We start from the raw sequence: 14,977 nt of genomic DNA, 5'->3' as shown, positions 1-14,977 counted from the left end.
TTTCCTTTCTCAGTTTCCGCCGCTTTTGGTCTCGTCAGACGAAGCGAGCTTGGTTTCCGCCGAGCCTGAACCGGTGCCGCCGCCATAGACGACGGGGGCAAGGCTTGCTTCGGCGAGCCAGAAGTCGCGCTTGGCGTTGACGGCGAGGATGGTGGAGTCGATCTTGTCGCGGCTGTCGGCGATCAGTTCGAAGGTGCTGGTGATCATGCCGTTGTAGGTGAGCATGGACTGCTGCTCGATTGCATTGCGCAACGGCAGGACGTTGTTTCGGTAGTGGCGTGTGATGTCGTAGTTCGACTTGTAGGCGAGGTAAGCGGAGCGGGCTTGCGAGCGGGCGTTGACCGCAAGTTCCGCCAGCTGATTGGCCGCCCGCATGTAGGCGAGCTCACCCTTTCGCAGACGAGCCTGGCCGGAATCGAAGATCGGGATCGTGAACTCCAGCGAAGCCGTCTTTGCGACGTCCGAAAGGATCTTGCCCTCGTCGCGCTCGCGTTCCTTTTCGTAAGTGCCGACGAGTTCGATGTCGGTGACGATGCGGGTGACGTCTTCGAGCTTGTAGGACTGAGCGGTCGCCTGAAGCTCCAGGCGTGCGACCTGCAGGTCCATGCGTTTGTGAATCGATTCAGCTTCGATGTCGTCGCGTTTGACCAGTGTCTTCGGCAGCGTTGGAAGACGGTTGGGGATTTGGAAGTCGATGTCGGAGCCGGAGAGGCCCATCAGCCTGATCAGTTCTTCCTTGGCGAGCTTCGCTTCGAGCCTTGCCTTGGCGGCCTCTCCCGTCAACTCGGCGTAAAATACGTGTTCCCGCGCTTGTTCCCCCTTCGGCATCGATCCGGCTTCGCCGATCTTCTTGGCGAGTTCGGACGCAGCGTCGGCGGCTTCCTTCGCCTGGTTGAGGTAGGCGACATTCTCCCATGCCGCTACGGCATTGATCCAGGCGCGACGCGTTTCGGCAGCCAAAGAAATCGTGGCTATGGCTGCGTTGAGCTGGGCCTGGCGGAACCGTGTATCGGCCAGCTTGATGTTCTTGTCGTAGGTTGCCAGTGCCAGGATATTGGCTGCGACAGCCCCTTCAAGAACACGATATGCCTCAAGCCCGGGAGTGCCTATTCCGGTCAGGCCGACGGAGAAGGTCGGCAAAACCGAAAGCTGCGTCTGCCATGCATCCGCAGCACTATCTCCGAGATCGGCGTAGGACGCCTGAAGGCCTTTGTTGTTCAGGAGAGCGACCTGAACGGCGGTCTCGACGTCGACGGTCTTCCTGGCCATCAGCGCCTTCACGCGGTCGCGGACTGCCTGAGCCTGCTGTCGGTCTTGCACCCAAACAGTTTGCTTGCCGGTTGCCTCGGCGCTTTTCGATGAGGCGTCGGCGAATCCGCCATCTTTGGCCGAATAGTCCGTCGTCACGCAACCAGCGGCGACGAGAGGGAGCACGACGGCGGACACGAGCTTGATGTGACGTGCAATCATCGCGCTCATCCTTTCTTCGGAGCCTGGGCGTCGTTGAGACCGCGCCAGGGCTTCGGATCGACGGGCATGCGATGGGTGTAGCCGCCGATGGGGCTTTGATAGCGGACCGGCCTGAGCGCGGATGGGTTGTCGGGGTGGTCTGTTGAAGCGACGACTTCAGGCAACGTGGATGCGCATCCGCTGGCAAACAGCGGCAAGGCAACCACCAGGAACAAATGTTTCATGGTGAAAATCCGAGAATAAGATCGCAATTGTGCCGATGCGCCGACTTGCGCACAGGCACAGCAAGACCCGCAGTGCGGGTGCTAGTTCTCAGATATTGGGTGGACGATGAAGGCTCGGCCTTTGACCGACGGTGTCCGTGTCGTCAATGAACTCGCGAATGGAGACCACGCGCGGATGGCTCAACGAGGAGCCGGAGCATGTGATGGCCGCAACGCCGCAATAATCCTTGCAGCAGGAGTTCTTGGACTTCTCCGGGCTGCCGTGATCTTGCTGGCCGCCGTGATGATCTGCATCCGCCATCGCAACAGCGTCGTCGTCATGGCGAGAGGAATGATCATCCTGGATCTGCGAGATTTGGGCGGAACTCTCAGGATGCATCGCGGCGTTGACAGCAGAAAAGCTGTACCCGGCCAGTGACGAGATCATCACCAGCCTGAATATCAGTGCCATCGCTTTAGAAGTGATTCGATACATCCCACTCATGCCTATGAGGATTGCCAGTGCCTTCGAGCTTGTCAATCGACGCCTTTTTCAACCACTGTTTCATGTCGTTCGTGTGGCATTGCAACAACGCAACGAAGGCACGAAGGGCGACCCGCCGCATCTGAGTTCAGCGGGCACCAATTGCAGTGGCTTTAATTGGGCCGGTCCGAACCACCGTAGTAGTCGCCGCTGTTGGTTGTCTTCGGGCTCGTGTCCCAACCGCTACGAAGCGCCGGATTGTTGATCGATCCGGTATATCCGTAGCTGACGTCCCGCGCTGCTGATGCTTCCAGCGGAGGGTTGCGGTCAGCCCCTTCGTAGTAATTACCTTCCTGGGCCAGGGCGGCGGCGCTCAGGAAAATTGCGGCCAAAAGCGTGGCAGCGGAAGCTGCTTTCATCATTGTGATATTCCTTCAGAATTGCCGATCACTGGAGTTAGCGACCATGGTCGACGAGTTGCCGATGTCTTGAATGTTGAGCCGGGAATGGCCGATCGACGGCAGTTGAAAACTCGTCTGCGCCGAATCGGACGGTGTCGAGGTCAGCGGTTGTCGCGGGATTTATGCAGTTCAGCACGCGGATTGGATACGGAGACGGTCCCGAACTGCTTGTTGGTGCGCTCAACGATGCCATTGTCGAGGACCCGGAATGTGACGTTGCTATTTGACTTGGCAACGGCGGTTTCTCCGGGTTTGCCGTGTCCTTGAACAATAGCATCCACATGGGAGGCTCCGGAGGCCAGGGGGCCGTTTGCCAGAGCGGGGACTGCAACGGCTGCGAAAGCAACCGATAGGATTAGGAATTTGGAATTCATGATCTTTTCCTCGTTCGACTGCTTAGTGCAGCGTGAGGAAGCTACATCGCGGCTTTGTCGGCCGCCTTTCGCCAAGTTTACAAATTTGTAAGGTGGAACAGCTTGCCGCCGCGGCTATCACGGGTTAGGCGGGGCTGAGATCCTGCCGCAACAAAAAACCTGAATTGTGCCGCTTGGAGCATCGCAGAGCGCCCGACCAAAATACCGCTCTACAAACCGGAAGCCCCATGAAAATCCTCCTCATAGAAGATGACGAGAAGACAGCCAGCTATATCGTCAAAGGTTTTACGTCGGCTGGACATGTCGTGGATTGGGTTGTCGATGGCAGGGATGGGTTGACGGCCGGACTCGATGCTTCCTATGACGTGATGGTCGTGGACCGGATGGTTCCATCTCTAGACGGACTGACGCTGGTAAAGAGCCTTCGGGCAGCCTCCGTCCGAACCCCGGTTCTTTTCCTCACGGCCATGAGCGGTGTCGATGATCGCGTCGAGGGTCTCGAAGCCGGGGGCGATGATTATCTCGTAAAACCTTTCGCCTTTTCGGAGCTGACGGCGAGGATCAACGCGTTGCTCAGACGTCCGCCAATGGCTGCGGAGAAGACGAAGTTGCGCGTGGGGGATCTTGAACTCGATCTGGTCAAGCGAACTGCCGAACGAGCTGGAGTGCTTCTTGAACTGCTGCCGAGAGAATTCACGCTGCTGGAGCTTCTGATGCGAAACGAGGGAAGGGTGCTCACCAAAACGATGCTTCTGGAGAGGATCTGGAACTTCAATTTCGATCCACAAAGCTCCGTGGTCGAAACCCATATCAGCCGGTTGCGGTCGAAGATCGATAAACCGTTCGATTTCCCGCTCCTGCACACCGTCCGCAACACCGGCTACAGCCTGCATGCGCGGCGGTAGCTTCTTCAAGAGCACGGCTGTCCGGCTTGCCTTCCTCTACATATCGCTGTTTGTCGTCTCCTACCTCGCAGCCAACGTCATCGCCTACCAGATGGTGCTGAACTTTCTCGACGACCGGCTCAACGCAAACGTTATGGAGCGATACAGGGAAATCGGGTCAGCCTACGAGGCTCGCGGTCTCCCGGGCGCAGTCAGCATGATCAACAGCCATGGTCCGGCGATCCGAGGCGAAGAGACGATCTACACCCTCCGGAATTCATCCGGAGCGCTGATTGCTGGAAACGCTGAACTGAAAGGCGTTGCGAAAGGGTTCTCCACCCTGAGGCCGAAAGATCAGCATCGAAGCGATGCCAACTACAAGCTGTTCCGGGGCCAGCTCGACGGGAACGACCTGACAGTTGGCATCAGCTACGGCGACACCGACGAACTGGCACGGATCGTGCTGATCAGCTTCGGGTGGGCCACCGCAATCGTATTCGCAGTTGGACTAGGCGGAGCCGTCGTGCTGAGATATCGTACCCGTCGGCGGATTTCGGAGCTGTCTCAAACCGCTCATGCCATCGGACGCGGCGAGCTTGCGAGGCGACTGCCGGTCTCGTCGAGGATGGACGAGATCGACATGTTATCGTCGGAGGTCAACGTTGCGCTGGAGCGTCTGGAGGCGAGCGTCGCCACCTTGCACCAGGTAACGACGGACGTTGCTCATGACCTGAAAACGCCCATCGGTCGCACGTTCCTGATCCTGGACGATGCTCTGCAAACAGAAACGACGGAAGAGGCCAAAAACGCGATAGAGGCCGCTCTCGCTGAACTGACCGCGATAGCAAACACGTTCGACGCACTTTTGAGGATTGCTCAGATTGAGGCCCGCAACAGGACTGCCCATTTCAAGTCAATCGATCTCACGGCGCTGGTCCGCGACATCTACGACATTTACGACGTGATTGCGGCGGAGGCCGGCTACGAGCTTCGTATACAAGAAGCCGGAGAGGAATGTCAGGTTCGCGCCGATCCCGACCTGATAAGGCAAATGTTGGCCAATCTGCTCGCCAACGCGCTCCGTCATACGCCGTCCGGCTCCACCATCACATTGGGCTTGACGCATCGTGGCGGCGCGATCTGCCTGAGCGTATCCGATGACGGCCCAGGCATTCCTGCGGAAGAGCGGGAGCGGGTATTCGATCGCTTCTATCGGCTGGAAAAAAGCAGAACCACCGTCGGATCGGGCCTTGGCCTCAGCCTCGTAAAGGCGATTGCAGAGCTTCATGGTGCGAAGGTCGAGTTGCTGGACAATGCGCCGGGATTGTCTGTGGTTATTCTGTTTCGCTGCCTCTGAAACTGCGGGGGCAGTGCTTCGCGTGCGATTTTCGGGCCGTCACCCTCGCGTTCGTTCACGGTTGCACATCGATCACCAGCATCAAGCCGCCACCGCCGTTGACCTCGACATTGTTGTTGGTCGTGTGGTGGGGGATATGGCAGTGGACGAGCCATTTGCCCGGCCGCCGGGCGGTCCATATGACGTCGTACCGTTGTCCGGGAGCAACGTTGACTGTGTCGGCCATGTAACGGGCTGTCGGCGGTAGTGTTTCGCCGTCACGCGCGGCGACCTCGAAGGGGCCTCCGTGAATGTGCATCGGATGGATGGCTGTCGTGTGTGAACCGACGAAGCGCACCTTCAATTTCTGCCCGACCTTCATCTTGATCGTATCCGTCGCGGGATAGGATTTCCCGTTGATCGTGAAGAAGTTGGGCAGCGCACCTTCCATCGGCATGGCGGGATATGTGAGCCACTCCCGCTTCACCCATTCCTGAAGTTGCATCGTATATTCGAGATCGGCGGGAATTTCGTTGGCCGCATCCTTAGGATCGATGATCAGTGCCCCGTAAAGGCCAAGGGACTGCTGCCGATCCACATGGTCGTGCGTGTGGTAGAAATACGTGCCGGACTGCCCGACCGTGTACTCGTAGGTGAAGGTCTGCCCCGGCTCTATCGGCTTCTGGGTGATCTGGGCGGGCCCGTGCATCTCGTTTGGCAGGATCAGGCCATGCCAATGAACGGTGGTGCTTTCGGGCAGCCGGTTCGTGACGTTGATCCGGACCTTGTCGCCCTGCACGACCCGCAAGGTCGGCCCCGGAACCTGATTGTTGTAGGCATAGGCCTCCACCGTTTCGCCGGGCAAGATCGACCATCGGATCACCGAGGCGGTCAGGTCGAAGACCTTGACGTGGCCGTCCATGCGCGGCTGAAGAACTTCGCCGCCGGTCGCCGTCTCCCGCGCCTGAAAACTCGTGAGGCGCGGATCGACCGCCGCCATGTCGCGCATCGCGTCGCCGGGCGTATCGAACGTCATGATCATCCCAGGGGCCATGATCGCACGACCGACGTCGTGGGCGCTCAGATGCATGTTCACCCTGGTGAACGGATAGGCGAAGCCGGCGACCAGCATGATCGACGTGAAACTGGCCATCACAGCGATCTGGACGCGGGTAGGGGCGAATGCGCGGTTTGCGTGATCTTGCCCCGACCCGTGATGCTGATGACTGCCGGCTTGCTCTTGTCGGTTCTCGTCTCCGTAGGCATGTGCGCCCTCCTGTCGGTGCTGCCCATGCATGTCGCCGGCCATTTGGCCTCTCTCCGTCATCAGCCCGTGCTTCAGCCCCTTGGCGACCAGCCAGACATTGAACGGGTAGGCGATCGCAAAACCGACCCCGATGCCGAGGGCCATCACGCCCCAGAAGAGCATTTCTTCCGGCCACATGGCCCTCATGTCGCGGCCCATCATCAGGATCGCCATGACGGGAGCCATGCCGGCCATCATCGCATTCATGCTGATGAATTCCGGCATGAAGGAGTTTCGGACATTCTGCCAGTAAGTGCCGCCCATCATGTTCTTCATGAACAGAGCCTGGAAGATGAACAGGCCGAGCGTGAAACCGGCAATGTATTCGATGATGATGTCGATCCACATCGGCAGGCCGAGAAGTGCGGTGATCGCGGCGGCGATGATGATGCCCGTGGCGTCACCGGCAACGCAGTGGATCGTGGAGCCGATCCCCTGCTTCCACAGCGGCTTGATGAATTCCTCATGCGTTCCGGGCACAGGTTCCTTGTCCGCCAGGATGTAGAGGAGCAGGCCGATCGGCCCGAGGTAGAGCGTGACAAGGATGAAGCCCCATTTCATCACCGCCGGTTCGGGATTGTTCCTGAACTGGTCCCAGGCAACGTAGAGCGTGCTGATGCCGGCCAGGATGAACCAGACGAAGAGAAGGTAATCGATTGGCTGGATGAACATGGCTTCCTCCACATCGCGAAGTCACGAGATGGAGCGGACGCTACAAGTTTCCAGCGTTGGAAGGTCAAACGCCGCCAGGCATGTTTCGACATTGACGAGCAGGCGGTGCCATGCTTCATCATCGACCCGGACAGGTCGTTTTCGACTGGCGTTGTCGGGCTCGCAAAGGGCAGGGCTGGGCCCGGATGGGATTTGAGGAGGCGCGGTCATGGGCAAGCGGATCGTATTCACCGGCGGCAGCGGCAAGGCCGGGCGGCATGTCGTGCCGTATCTTCTCGGGCAAGGGCATGAGGTCTTCAACCTCGACCTGGTGCCGCTCGATTGCCCTGGCGTCAACACTCTCATTACCGATCTCAGGGACGGCGGCGAGACTTTCAATGCGCTCTCCATGCATTTTGGCTTCAAGGGGCTGGAGAGCGGCAAGGGGCCGGCGCCCGTCGATGCGGTTGTGCATTTCGCCGCCGTGCCGCGCATCCTGATGCGGCCCGACAACGCGACATTTTCGGCCAACACGATCTCCACCTACAATGTGATCGAGGCGGCGATGAAGCTCGGCATCTCCAAGGTGATCATCGCGTCCAGCGAGACGACCTATGGCGTCTGCTTTGCCGAAGGCGACAAGGACTATCGTTCGTTTCCGCTTACCGAGGATTACGATGTCGATCCGATGGACAGCTACGGTCTCTCCAAGGTCGTCAACGAGAAGACGGCGCGGGCCTTCGCCATGCGTTTCGGCGCAGACATCTATGCGCTGCGGATCGGCAACGTGATCTCGCCGGAGGACTACAGCCGCTTCCCCGCCTTCCTGGCGGACCCGCCGTCGCGCAAGCGCAATGCCTGGAGCTACATTGATGCCCGCGATCTCGGCCAGATCGTGCATCTGTGCGTCGAAAAGGATGGGCTGGGCTTCCAGGTCTTCAATGCGGTCAACGACACGATCACGGCGCTTGAGCCGACCGGACCCTTCCTGGAGCGTTGGGCGCCCGGAACGCCCATCACCGGCGAGATCGGTGAATTCGAGGCGCCGATCAGCAACCGCAAGATCCGGGAGGTGTTGGGTTTTGCCGAAAGCCACAACTGGCGGAAATACGTCTCCAATTGATTAGCGCCGCTAAAACGGGGGAAAGCCATCAAACGAGATTGGTCGGGCCGAGCTGTGCTACTATATGATTCCATGACGATGGAATCGGCGGCCTGACCCCATGAAACAATATCTCGATCTTCTCCGGCATGTGATGGAAACCGGCACCGACCGGGGCGACCGGACCGGCAAGGGCACCCGCTCGGTGTTCGGCTACCAGATGCGCTTCGACCTCACGGAAGGTTTTCCGGTCCTCACGACCAAGAAGCTGCATTTGAGATCGATCATCCACGAGCTCCTGTGGTTCCTGAAGGGCGACACCAATATCGCCTACCTGAAAGAGAACGGCGTTTCGATCTGGGATGAATGGGCCGACGAGAAGGGCGAGCTTGGGCCGGTCTATGGCTACCAGTGGCGCTCCTGGCCCGCCCCCGACGGCCGCCATGTCGACCAGATCTCGCAGCTGATCGAGGGCCTCAAGGTCAATCCGAATTCGCGCCGGCATATCGTATCGGCCTGGAACGTCGGCCAGCTCGACGACATGGCGCTGCCGGCCTGCCACTGCCTGTTCCAGTTCTATGTCGCGGACGGCAAGCTCTCCTGCCAGCTCTACCAGCGTTCCGCCGACGTCTTCCTCGGCGTGCCGTTCAACATCGCGTCCTACGCCCTGCTGACGATGATGGTGGCGCAGGTCACCGGCCTGAAGCCCGGCGACTTCGTCCACACGCTCGGCGATACGCATATCTATTCGGATCATTTCGAGCAGGCGAAGCTGCAGCTGACCCGCACTCCGAAGGCGCTGCCGACGATGCGCATCAATCCCGCAGTGAAGGACATTTTCTCCTTCCGCTTCGAGGATTTTACGCTCGAAGGGTATGAGGCCGATCCGCATATCAAGGCGGCGGTGGCGGTGTGAGCAGGCCTCGCCTCGTCATCATCGCCGCGGTTTCGCAGGACGGCGTCATCGGCCGCGATGGCGACATGCCCTGGAGGCTTTCGACAGATCTCAAGCGCTTCAAGGCGCTGACCTTGGGCAAGCCGGTCATCGTCGGGCGCCGAACCTTCGATTCCTTCGGAGGACGGCCGCTTCCGGGTCGGCCGCATGTGATCGTCACCCGCAACCCGGATTTTCATTATGACGGCGTCGATGTGGCTGCATCGTTTGACGAAGCCGTCGAGATTGCCGGCCGCAGGGCGCAGGAAACCGGCTCGGACGAAATCTTTGTGCTGGGCGGTGGCGAGATTTACGCACAGGCGATCGGGATCGCCGACATGCTGCGCATTACCCATGTCGAAACCGGGATTTCCGACGGCGATACGCTCTTTCCGGCCATCGATCCGGATCTCTTCGACAAGGTGGAGGAGATAGCGGTTCCGGCCGGCGAGAAGGACAGCTATCCGACCCGTTTCACCACTTATGTCCGTCGAGCCGCGACAAACTGAAACATTTCGTTACCGTTGAACGGGAAGTTATTGAACCTGCGTTGAAAGCGGGCCTCCCCATCCCTATAACGGGCAATAGCCAGATCGATGCCGCACGGCAGGGTCGCGGCTTGGGAGCGAATACGAACAAAGAGGTTTTGATGCCCTGGAGCAATCAGAATGGTGGCGGCGGTGGCCCTTGGGGCGGCGGTGGCGGTAATAATCAGGGCCCCTGGGGACAGGGACCGAACCGCCCGCGCGGCGGCGGGGGAAGCGGCGGGCCGCCGGACCTCGAAGACATCATAAGGCGCAGTCAGGACAGGCTGCGCGGCATGATGCCCGGCGGCTTCAACGGCGGCGCCTTCACGATCGTGATCATCGTCATTTTCGCCTTCCTCGCCTTTCAGTCCATCTACACCGTTCAGCCGGACGAGCGTGGCGTCGAACTGCGTTTCGGGCGGCCGAAGGATGAAATCTCCATGCCGGGCCTGCATTTCCATTTCTGGCCGCTCGAAACCGTCGAGATCGTCAAGGTCACCGAACAGCAGCAGAATATCGGCGCGACGCGGGGCTCCAGCTCCAATGCCGGCTGGATGCTGACCGGCGACCAGAACATCGTCAACGTGCAGTTCTCGGTCCTGTTCACCGTCACCGATCCGAAGGCCTATCTCTTCAACCTCGAAGGCCCGGCCGCGACGCTGCAGCAGGTTTCCGAAAGCGCCATGCGCGAAGTCGTCGGCCGTCGCCCGGCGCAGGACATCTTCCGCGACAACCGCGAAGGCATCTCGACCGAAGTGCGTAATATCATCCAGGGCACGATGGATACCTACGGCTCCGGCCTTTCCATCAATGCCGTGCCGATCGAGGATGCAGCTCCGCCGCGTGAAGTGGCCGACGCGTTCGAAGAAGTACAGCGCGCCGAACAGGACGAGGATCGTTTCGTCGAAGAAGCGAACCAGTATTCCAACCAGAAGCTCGGCCAGGCGCGCGGTCAGTCAGCCCAGGTCCGTGAAGAGGCATCCGCCTACAAGGACAAGGTCGTCAACGAAGCGCAGGGCGAAGCGCAGCGCTTCGTTTCGATCTACAACGAATATGCGAACGCGCCTGAAGTGACGCGCCGGCGGATCTTCCTCGAAACCATGGAAACGGTCCTGAAGAATTCCCGCAAGATCATTCTGGACAACAAGGACGGCGTGGTTCCCTATCTGCCGCTCAACGAGATGATCAAGCCGCAGACGACCCAGGGGGGCACGCGATGAACTCCAATCGACTCCCCGCAATCCTGATCGGCCTCGCGGTTCTCCTCGTGCTGATCTATTCGTCGGTTTTCGTGGTCAACGAGCGCGAACAGGCAGTCGTCGTCCGCTTCGGTGAGATCCAGGACGTCAAACGCGCGCCTGGCATCTATTTCAAGCTGCCATTTGCCTTCATGGATGCCGATCGTGTCCAGTATGTCGAGGACCGGGCTTTGCGCTTCGATCTCGACAATATCCGCGTCCAGGTGCGCGGTGGTGCGTTTTATGAAGTCGACGCTTTCGTCGTCTATTCGATTGCCGATCCGCGCCTCTTCCGGGAAACGGTCTCGGGTGACCGCGATTCGGCCGAATCGCGGCTTCGCACCCGCCTCGATGCGGCGCTGCGCCGTGTCTACGGTCTGCGCAATTTCGATGCGGCGCTCTCCAACGAGCGCTCTTCGATGATGCAGGAGGTTCGCACCGACCTCACTGCTGCGGCGGAAACCCTGGGGCTTGCGATCCGCGACGTTCGTATCCGGCGCACCGACCTCACTCAGGAAGTCTCTCAGCAGACCTTCCAGCGCATGAAGGCCGAGCGTCTTGCCGAGGCCGAGCTGATCCGCGCCCGTGGTAACGAGCAAGGCCAGCGGCGTCGTGCCATTGCCGACCGTCAGGTCGTCGAACTGGTCTCCGAAGCGCAGCGGGATTCGGAAATCCTGCGCGGTCAGGGCGACGCCGAGCGCAACAAGATCTTCGGCGAGGCCTTCCAGCGCGATCCGGCCTTCTTCGAGTTCTACCGCACGATGCGCGCCTATGTGGCCGCACTTGCCGATAACGGCACGACGCTTGTGTTGTCGCCGGATTCGGAATTCTTCCGGTTCTTCAACTCGTCTGCAGGTCAGGCACTTGCGCCGGTGCCGGCACCTGCGCGGCCGGCGCCGCCTGCTGCACCCGCAGCGCCGGCGAACTGATCCCATAGGACTGGGGCGGCGCAATGCCGCCCCTTTCATAACAGGACCATCCACAGGCGTGACGGGTAGAGGACACAATCCTCACGAAAAGGTAATTTCCACCGTCGTCATTCCGCCTTATGCTCTGCCGAAACTCCGCCCGATTCAAAGGTTCCTATAACCTGCCCGGGTCGAGACCGCTCTTCCGGGGTGATGCGGACAATCCAACAGCGAGGACGCCAGATGGCCCATTCGGTTCGATCGACCTTCAAGCGCACCGTCACGCTTGCGGCAACTTTTGCCGTCCTGGCGGCACCCTTGCAGGCGATTGCCCAGACGCCGGTCCCTGCCGCTCCGGGGCAGAATGCAAATCCGCCGGCCGCCGGTTCTCCCGGCGTCATGCTGCCGGCCCCGCCGACACCGTCGCCGAGCATCAATCCGCCGCCGGCTCCAGCGCCGATGGCAGGCGGCGGCCCGGGTTCGATCGCTGATCTCGCCGAAGGTCTGCTCGATGCCGTCGTCAACATCTCGACATCGCAGAGCGTCAAGGACCAGGGGGCCGGCCCACAGCCACAGATCCAGGAGGGCTCGCCTTTCCAGGAGTTCTTCGAGGACTTCTTCGATGGCCAGGGCAAGCAGAACGGCAATCAGAAGGTTTCTTCCCTCGGCTCCGGCTTCGTGATCGACCCTTCCGGCTACGTGGTCACCAACAACCACGTCATCGAAGGTGCCGACGACATCGAGGTGATTTTTCCGAACGGCACGAAGCTCAAGGCCAGGCTGGTCGGCACCGACACCAAGACCGACCTTTCGGTGCTGAAGGTCGAGCCCAAGGCACCGCTGAAGGCAGTGCGTTTCGGCGATTCCCGCCGCATGAGGATCGGCGACTGGGTGATGGCGATCGGCAACCCGTTCGGCCTCGGCGGGTCCGTGACACTGGGCATCATCTCGGCGCGTGGGCGCAACATCAATGCCGGCCCCTATGACAACTTCATCCAGACGGATGCGGCGATCAACAAGGGCAATTCCGGTGGCCCGCTGTTCAACATGCGCGGCGAGGTGATCGGTATCAACACGGCGATCATTTCACCCTCCGGCGGTTCGATCGGCATCGGTTTCGCCGTGCCGACGGAACTCGCCGAAAATGTCGTGCACCAGCTGACCGAATTCGGCGAGACGCGTCGCGGCTGGCTCGGCGTGCGCATCCAGCCGGTGACCGACGACGTTGCGGCAAGCCTTGGTCTCGACCGGGCACGTGGCGCGCTGGTGTCGGGCGTCGTCAGCGGCGGGCCGATCAAGAACGGCGAGATCAAGGCCGGCGACGTGATCCTGAGCTTCGACGGCCAGGCGGTCAACGAGATGCGCGACCTGCCGCGCATCGTGGCGGAAAGCCCAGTCAGCAAGGAAGTCGACGTGGTGATCCTGCGCGACGGCAAGCAGCAGACCGTCAAGGTGACGCTCGGGCGCCTCGAAGACAGTGCCGAGTCGCAGGAGGAAGACGATCAGCCGGCCCTGCCGGAAGGCCAGGGCGAGAACAAGGCGCCCAACAACAATGCGCCCGGCGACCAGAAGGGCGAGCTCAGCCGGGACCCTGCCGCAGCCTTCGGCATGACGCTCGCCGTGCTCGACGAGGACCGCCGCAAGAGCTTCAGCATTGTCGAAAGCGTCGAGGGCGTGGTGATCACGGCCGTCGCGCCGAACTCGCCCGCCGCCCAGAAGGGGCTGAAGGTCGGCGAGGTCGTGGTCGAGGTGGCGCAGGATTTTGTCGAAAGCCCGGCCGACGTCGTCAAGCGGATCGCCGTGCTGAAGTCCGAAGGCCGCCGCAACGCGCATGTGATGGTTTCGGATCCTTCCGGCAACCTGCGCTTCGTGGCGCTGCCGCTGGAGTAAACTCAAGAGCAGAGCGGTCAGCGGGTGCGTTCCGCAGCCGCCTTCTGCCGTTGCCATTCGTCGCGCGTGACCGCATAGACCACATGCGGTTTCAGATGCGGGTGCGTATCCGGCACCCGCGGATGGTCGAAATCCATGCCGGTGATGCGGTGCAGGCCGAGCCGTTTCATCACCGCGGTCGATCGCCTGTTTTCGCCGACTGCAAAGGAGACGACTGCGTCGAGATGCTTTTCCCCGAAAGCGAAGTCGAGCAGGGCGCGTGCTGCCTCCGTGGCATAACCGTTGCCCCAGAACCGGGTCGCCAGCCGCCAGCCGATCTCCACCGTTTCCAGCGGAAAGATATCCGGCATGTTGGCGAGGGACAGGCCGCAGAAACCCATGGGCTCCTGTGTTTCCTTCAGTTCCAGCGCGTAGAAACCGAGCCCCGTCTCGGTGATCGTGTCGTTGAGCCTGGCGAGAAATGCATCCGCCTCTTCATGGGTGCGGCGGAACGGAAAAAATTCCATCACCTTCGGATCGGAATTGATCTCTCGAAAGAGATCACGGTCGCTGTCGATCCAGCTCCTGAGGCGCAGGCGTTCGGTTTCGAGGATGATCATGGGAGACATATCTTGGCGCAATTTCAGGCGGACTTCTTTTCCTGCTGCGCGACGTGTTGGCGAAGCACGCTGTTTATCTCGGTCTGGTAGCCGCTGCCTGTCGCATGCTCTTTAAACCATTCGATGACATCGGCATCCAGGCGAATCGTCACTGACTTCTTCAAAGGGCGATAGAGATCACCGCGCCTAGCCAATCGCCATTGCTCATCGGTGATTTCCGATATGTCGCTTGTGTCGATTTCATCGTCGGGGAGCTTTTCGAGGGCGTCGAGCTCTTTGCGGCGTCTATCGTCAAGACCTTTCGTGCTCATAACGTCTCCTCTCGTGAACAGTTGCTTTTCGGGCGCTTATGATACGGACGACTTCACCGAAATCGGTGTCGCGGTAGACATGAGCCGCGACCAACACTGTAACAGCACCGACCGATCCGATTGCCAACCACCGTTCCTCGCCATCGTAAACCGCATCAGGAATGATCATGTGAAACCGATCGTCCCAGATAAGCTCCGCGAGTTCGAAAGAGACGCCGTGTTTGGCCTTATTGATCCGAGCCTTTTGCAGATCCCATTCGAACCTTGGCATGACAATCCCTATTGTACATACAGATACG

At 60.3% G+C, this 14,977-nt stretch carries 17 protein-coding genes; 8 read left to right on the top strand and 9 right to left on the bottom strand.

The window, feature by feature from the left end; genetic code table 11:
* Nucleotides 1–9 precede the first annotated feature (9 nt).
* From MOV63_RS13400 to MOV63_RS13380, 5 genes are all read right to left on the bottom strand, one after another.
* Entirely contained in the window at nt 10–1,470 is a 1,461-nt protein-coding gene (locus MOV63_RS13400; protein ID WP_247034190.1) for a TolC family protein, read from the bottom strand.
* Nucleotides 1,471–1,475: 5 nt separating this feature from the next.
* On the bottom strand, nt 1,476–1,694 hold the full coding sequence (locus tag MOV63_RS13395) for a hypothetical protein (protein WP_247034171.1): 219 nt from the start codon (nt 1,692–1,694) through the stop codon (nt 1,476–1,478).
* 88 nt (nt 1,695–1,782) lie between these two features.
* Entirely contained in the window at nt 1,783–2,169 is a 387-nt protein-coding gene (locus MOV63_RS13390) for a hypothetical protein (protein WP_247034169.1), read from the bottom strand.
* 161 nt (nt 2,170–2,330) lie between these two features.
* Nucleotides 2,331–2,579, bottom strand: coding sequence for a hypothetical protein (locus tag MOV63_RS13385; RefSeq protein ID WP_247034168.1), 249 nt, complete (start codon nt 2,577–2,579; stop codon nt 2,331–2,333).
* A 140-nt stretch (nt 2,580–2,719) separates the two neighbouring features.
* Complete coding sequence (locus tag MOV63_RS13380) at nt 2,720–2,992, bottom strand: hypothetical protein (RefSeq protein WP_247034166.1); 273 nt, start codon at nt 2,990–2,992, stop codon at nt 2,720–2,722.
* 227 nt (nt 2,993–3,219) lie between these two features.
* Here MOV63_RS13380 and MOV63_RS13375 point away from each other — a divergent pair, with 227 nt between their 5' ends.
* Nucleotides 3,220–3,897 carry a response regulator transcription factor gene (locus MOV63_RS13375; protein WP_247034188.1) on the top strand — a complete coding sequence of 226 codons (678 nt, stop codon included), beginning with the start codon at nt 3,220–3,222 and terminating at the stop codon, nt 3,895–3,897.
* A gap of 196 nt (nt 3,898–4,093) precedes the next feature.
* Nucleotides 4,094–5,233, top strand: a complete 1,140-nt coding sequence (locus tag MOV63_RS13370) for a HAMP domain-containing sensor histidine kinase (protein WP_247034164.1) — start codon at nt 4,094–4,096, stop codon at nt 5,231–5,233.
* A gap of 55 nt (nt 5,234–5,288) precedes the next feature.
* On the opposite strand, the gene MOV63_RS13365 is transcribed toward MOV63_RS13370, so the two are convergent.
* Entirely contained in the window at nt 5,289–7,190 is a 1,902-nt protein-coding gene (locus MOV63_RS13365; protein ID WP_247034163.1) for a DUF4396 domain-containing protein, read from the bottom strand.
* A 208-nt stretch (nt 7,191–7,398) separates the two neighbouring features.
* On the opposite strand from MOV63_RS13365, the gene MOV63_RS13360 reads away from it, so the two are divergent.
* The 6 genes from MOV63_RS13360 to MOV63_RS13335 all read left to right on the top strand — a co-directional run bounded on the left by MOV63_RS13360 (nt 7,399) and on the right by MOV63_RS13335 (nt 13,768).
* Nucleotides 7,399–8,292, top strand: coding sequence for an NAD(P)-dependent oxidoreductase (locus MOV63_RS13360; RefSeq protein ID WP_247034162.1), 894 nt, complete (start codon nt 7,399–7,401; stop codon nt 8,290–8,292).
* A 100-nt stretch (nt 8,293–8,392) separates the two neighbouring features.
* Nucleotides 8,393–9,187, top strand: coding sequence for a thymidylate synthase (locus MOV63_RS13355; protein WP_247034161.1), 795 nt, complete (start codon nt 8,393–8,395; stop codon nt 9,185–9,187).
* The gene (locus MOV63_RS13350; RefSeq protein ID WP_247034160.1) at nt 9,184–9,714 is read left to right on the top strand and encodes a dihydrofolate reductase; all 531 of its coding nucleotides are present in this window, start codon (nt 9,184–9,186) and stop codon (nt 9,712–9,714) included. Before MOV63_RS13355 ends, MOV63_RS13350 begins: the two co-directional genes overlap by 4 nt.
* 140 nt (nt 9,715–9,854) lie before the next feature.
* The gene (gene hflK / locus MOV63_RS13345) at nt 9,855–10,952 is read left to right on the top strand and encodes an FtsH protease activity modulator HflK (RefSeq protein ID WP_038543442.1); all 1,098 of its coding nucleotides are present in this window, start codon (nt 9,855–9,857) and stop codon (nt 10,950–10,952) included.
* Nucleotides 10,949–11,899 (top strand): protease modulator HflC, encoded by a 951-nt coding sequence (gene hflC, locus MOV63_RS13340; RefSeq protein WP_038543440.1) that lies wholly within the window; start codon nt 10,949–10,951, stop codon nt 11,897–11,899. Before hflK ends, hflC begins: the two co-directional genes overlap by 4 nt.
* A 222-nt stretch (nt 11,900–12,121) precedes the next feature.
* Nucleotides 12,122–13,768: a Do family serine endopeptidase gene (locus tag MOV63_RS13335; protein WP_247034159.1), complete on the top strand. Its 1,647-nt coding sequence runs from the start codon at nt 12,122–12,124 to the stop codon at nt 13,766–13,768.
* 17 nt (nt 13,769–13,785) lie between these two features.
* On the opposite strand, the gene MOV63_RS13330 is transcribed toward MOV63_RS13335, so the two are convergent.
* Genes MOV63_RS13330 through MOV63_RS13320 form a run of 3 tightly spaced genes read right to left on the bottom strand, consistent with a single transcriptional unit; the run spans nt 13,786 to nt 14,949 of the window.
* On the bottom strand, nt 13,786–14,367 hold the full coding sequence (locus MOV63_RS13330; protein ID WP_247034158.1) for a GNAT family N-acetyltransferase: 582 nt from the start codon (nt 14,365–14,367) through the stop codon (nt 13,786–13,788).
* 23 nt (nt 14,368–14,390) lie between these two features.
* The gene (locus tag MOV63_RS13325) at nt 14,391–14,678 is read right to left on the bottom strand and encodes a BrnA antitoxin family protein (RefSeq protein ID WP_247034156.1); all 288 of its coding nucleotides are present in this window, start codon (nt 14,676–14,678) and stop codon (nt 14,391–14,393) included.
* The gene (locus tag MOV63_RS13320) at nt 14,659–14,949 is read right to left on the bottom strand and encodes a BrnT family toxin (protein ID WP_247034154.1); all 291 of its coding nucleotides are present in this window, start codon (nt 14,947–14,949) and stop codon (nt 14,659–14,661) included. The genes MOV63_RS13325 and MOV63_RS13320 overlap by 20 nt, the downstream gene beginning before the upstream one ends.
* Between the last annotated feature and the right edge of the window lie 28 nt (nt 14,950–14,977).

The sequence above is a fragment of the Neorhizobium sp. SHOUNA12A genome (assembly GCF_023006505.1).
GTDB lineage: Bacteria > Pseudomonadota > Alphaproteobacteria > Rhizobiales > Rhizobiaceae > Neorhizobium.
Note: the sequence above shows the minus strand (reverse complement) of the source record. Positions and strands in the feature narration are given on the sequence as shown.

Excerpts from the sequence above, each read along its gene's own strand:
- MOV63_RS13360 (WP_247034162.1), top strand. The coding sequence starts at position 7,399 with ATGGGCAAGCGGATCGTATTCACCGGCGGCAGCGGCAAGGCCGGGCGG.
- MOV63_RS13385 (WP_247034168.1), bottom strand. The coding sequence starts at position 2,579 with ATGATGAAAGCAGCTTCCGCTGCCACGCTTTTGGCCGCAATTTTCCTG.
- MOV63_RS13370 (WP_247034164.1), top strand. The coding sequence starts at position 4,094 with ATGATCAACAGCCATGGTCCGGCGATCCGAGGCGAAGAGACGATCTAC.
- hflC (WP_038543440.1), top strand. The coding sequence starts at position 10,949 with ATGAACTCCAATCGACTCCCCGCAATCCTGATCGGCCTCGCGGTTCTC.
- MOV63_RS13330 (WP_247034158.1), bottom strand. The coding sequence starts at position 14,367 with ATGATCATCCTCGAAACCGAACGCCTGCGCCTCAGGAGCTGGATCGAC.
- MOV63_RS13325 (WP_247034156.1), bottom strand. The coding sequence starts at position 14,678 with ATGAGCACGAAAGGTCTTGACGATAGACGCCGCAAAGAGCTCGACGCC.
- MOV63_RS13395 (WP_247034171.1), bottom strand. The coding sequence starts at position 1,694 with ATGAAACATTTGTTCCTGGTGGTTGCCTTGCCGCTGTTTGCCAGCGGA.
- MOV63_RS13335 (WP_247034159.1), top strand. The coding sequence starts at position 12,122 with ATGGCCCATTCGGTTCGATCGACCTTCAAGCGCACCGTCACGCTTGCG.
- MOV63_RS13355 (WP_247034161.1), top strand. The coding sequence starts at position 8,393 with ATGAAACAATATCTCGATCTTCTCCGGCATGTGATGGAAACCGGCACC.
- MOV63_RS13390 (WP_247034169.1), bottom strand. The coding sequence starts at position 2,169 with ATGTATCGAATCACTTCTAAAGCGATGGCACTGATATTCAGGCTGGTG.
- MOV63_RS13375 (WP_247034188.1), top strand. The coding sequence starts at position 3,220 with ATGAAAATCCTCCTCATAGAAGATGACGAGAAGACAGCCAGCTATATC.
- MOV63_RS13400 (WP_247034190.1), bottom strand. The coding sequence starts at position 1,470 with ATGATTGCACGTCACATCAAGCTCGTGTCCGCCGTCGTGCTCCCTCTC.
- hflK (WP_038543442.1), top strand. The coding sequence starts at position 9,855 with ATGCCCTGGAGCAATCAGAATGGTGGCGGCGGTGGCCCTTGGGGCGGC.
- MOV63_RS13320 (WP_247034154.1), bottom strand. The coding sequence starts at position 14,949 with ATGCCAAGGTTCGAATGGGATCTGCAAAAGGCTCGGATCAATAAGGCC.
- MOV63_RS13365 (WP_247034163.1), bottom strand. The coding sequence starts at position 7,190 with ATGTTCATCCAGCCAATCGATTACCTTCTCTTCGTCTGGTTCATCCTG.
- MOV63_RS13380 (WP_247034166.1), bottom strand. The coding sequence starts at position 2,992 with ATGAATTCCAAATTCCTAATCCTATCGGTTGCTTTCGCAGCCGTTGCA.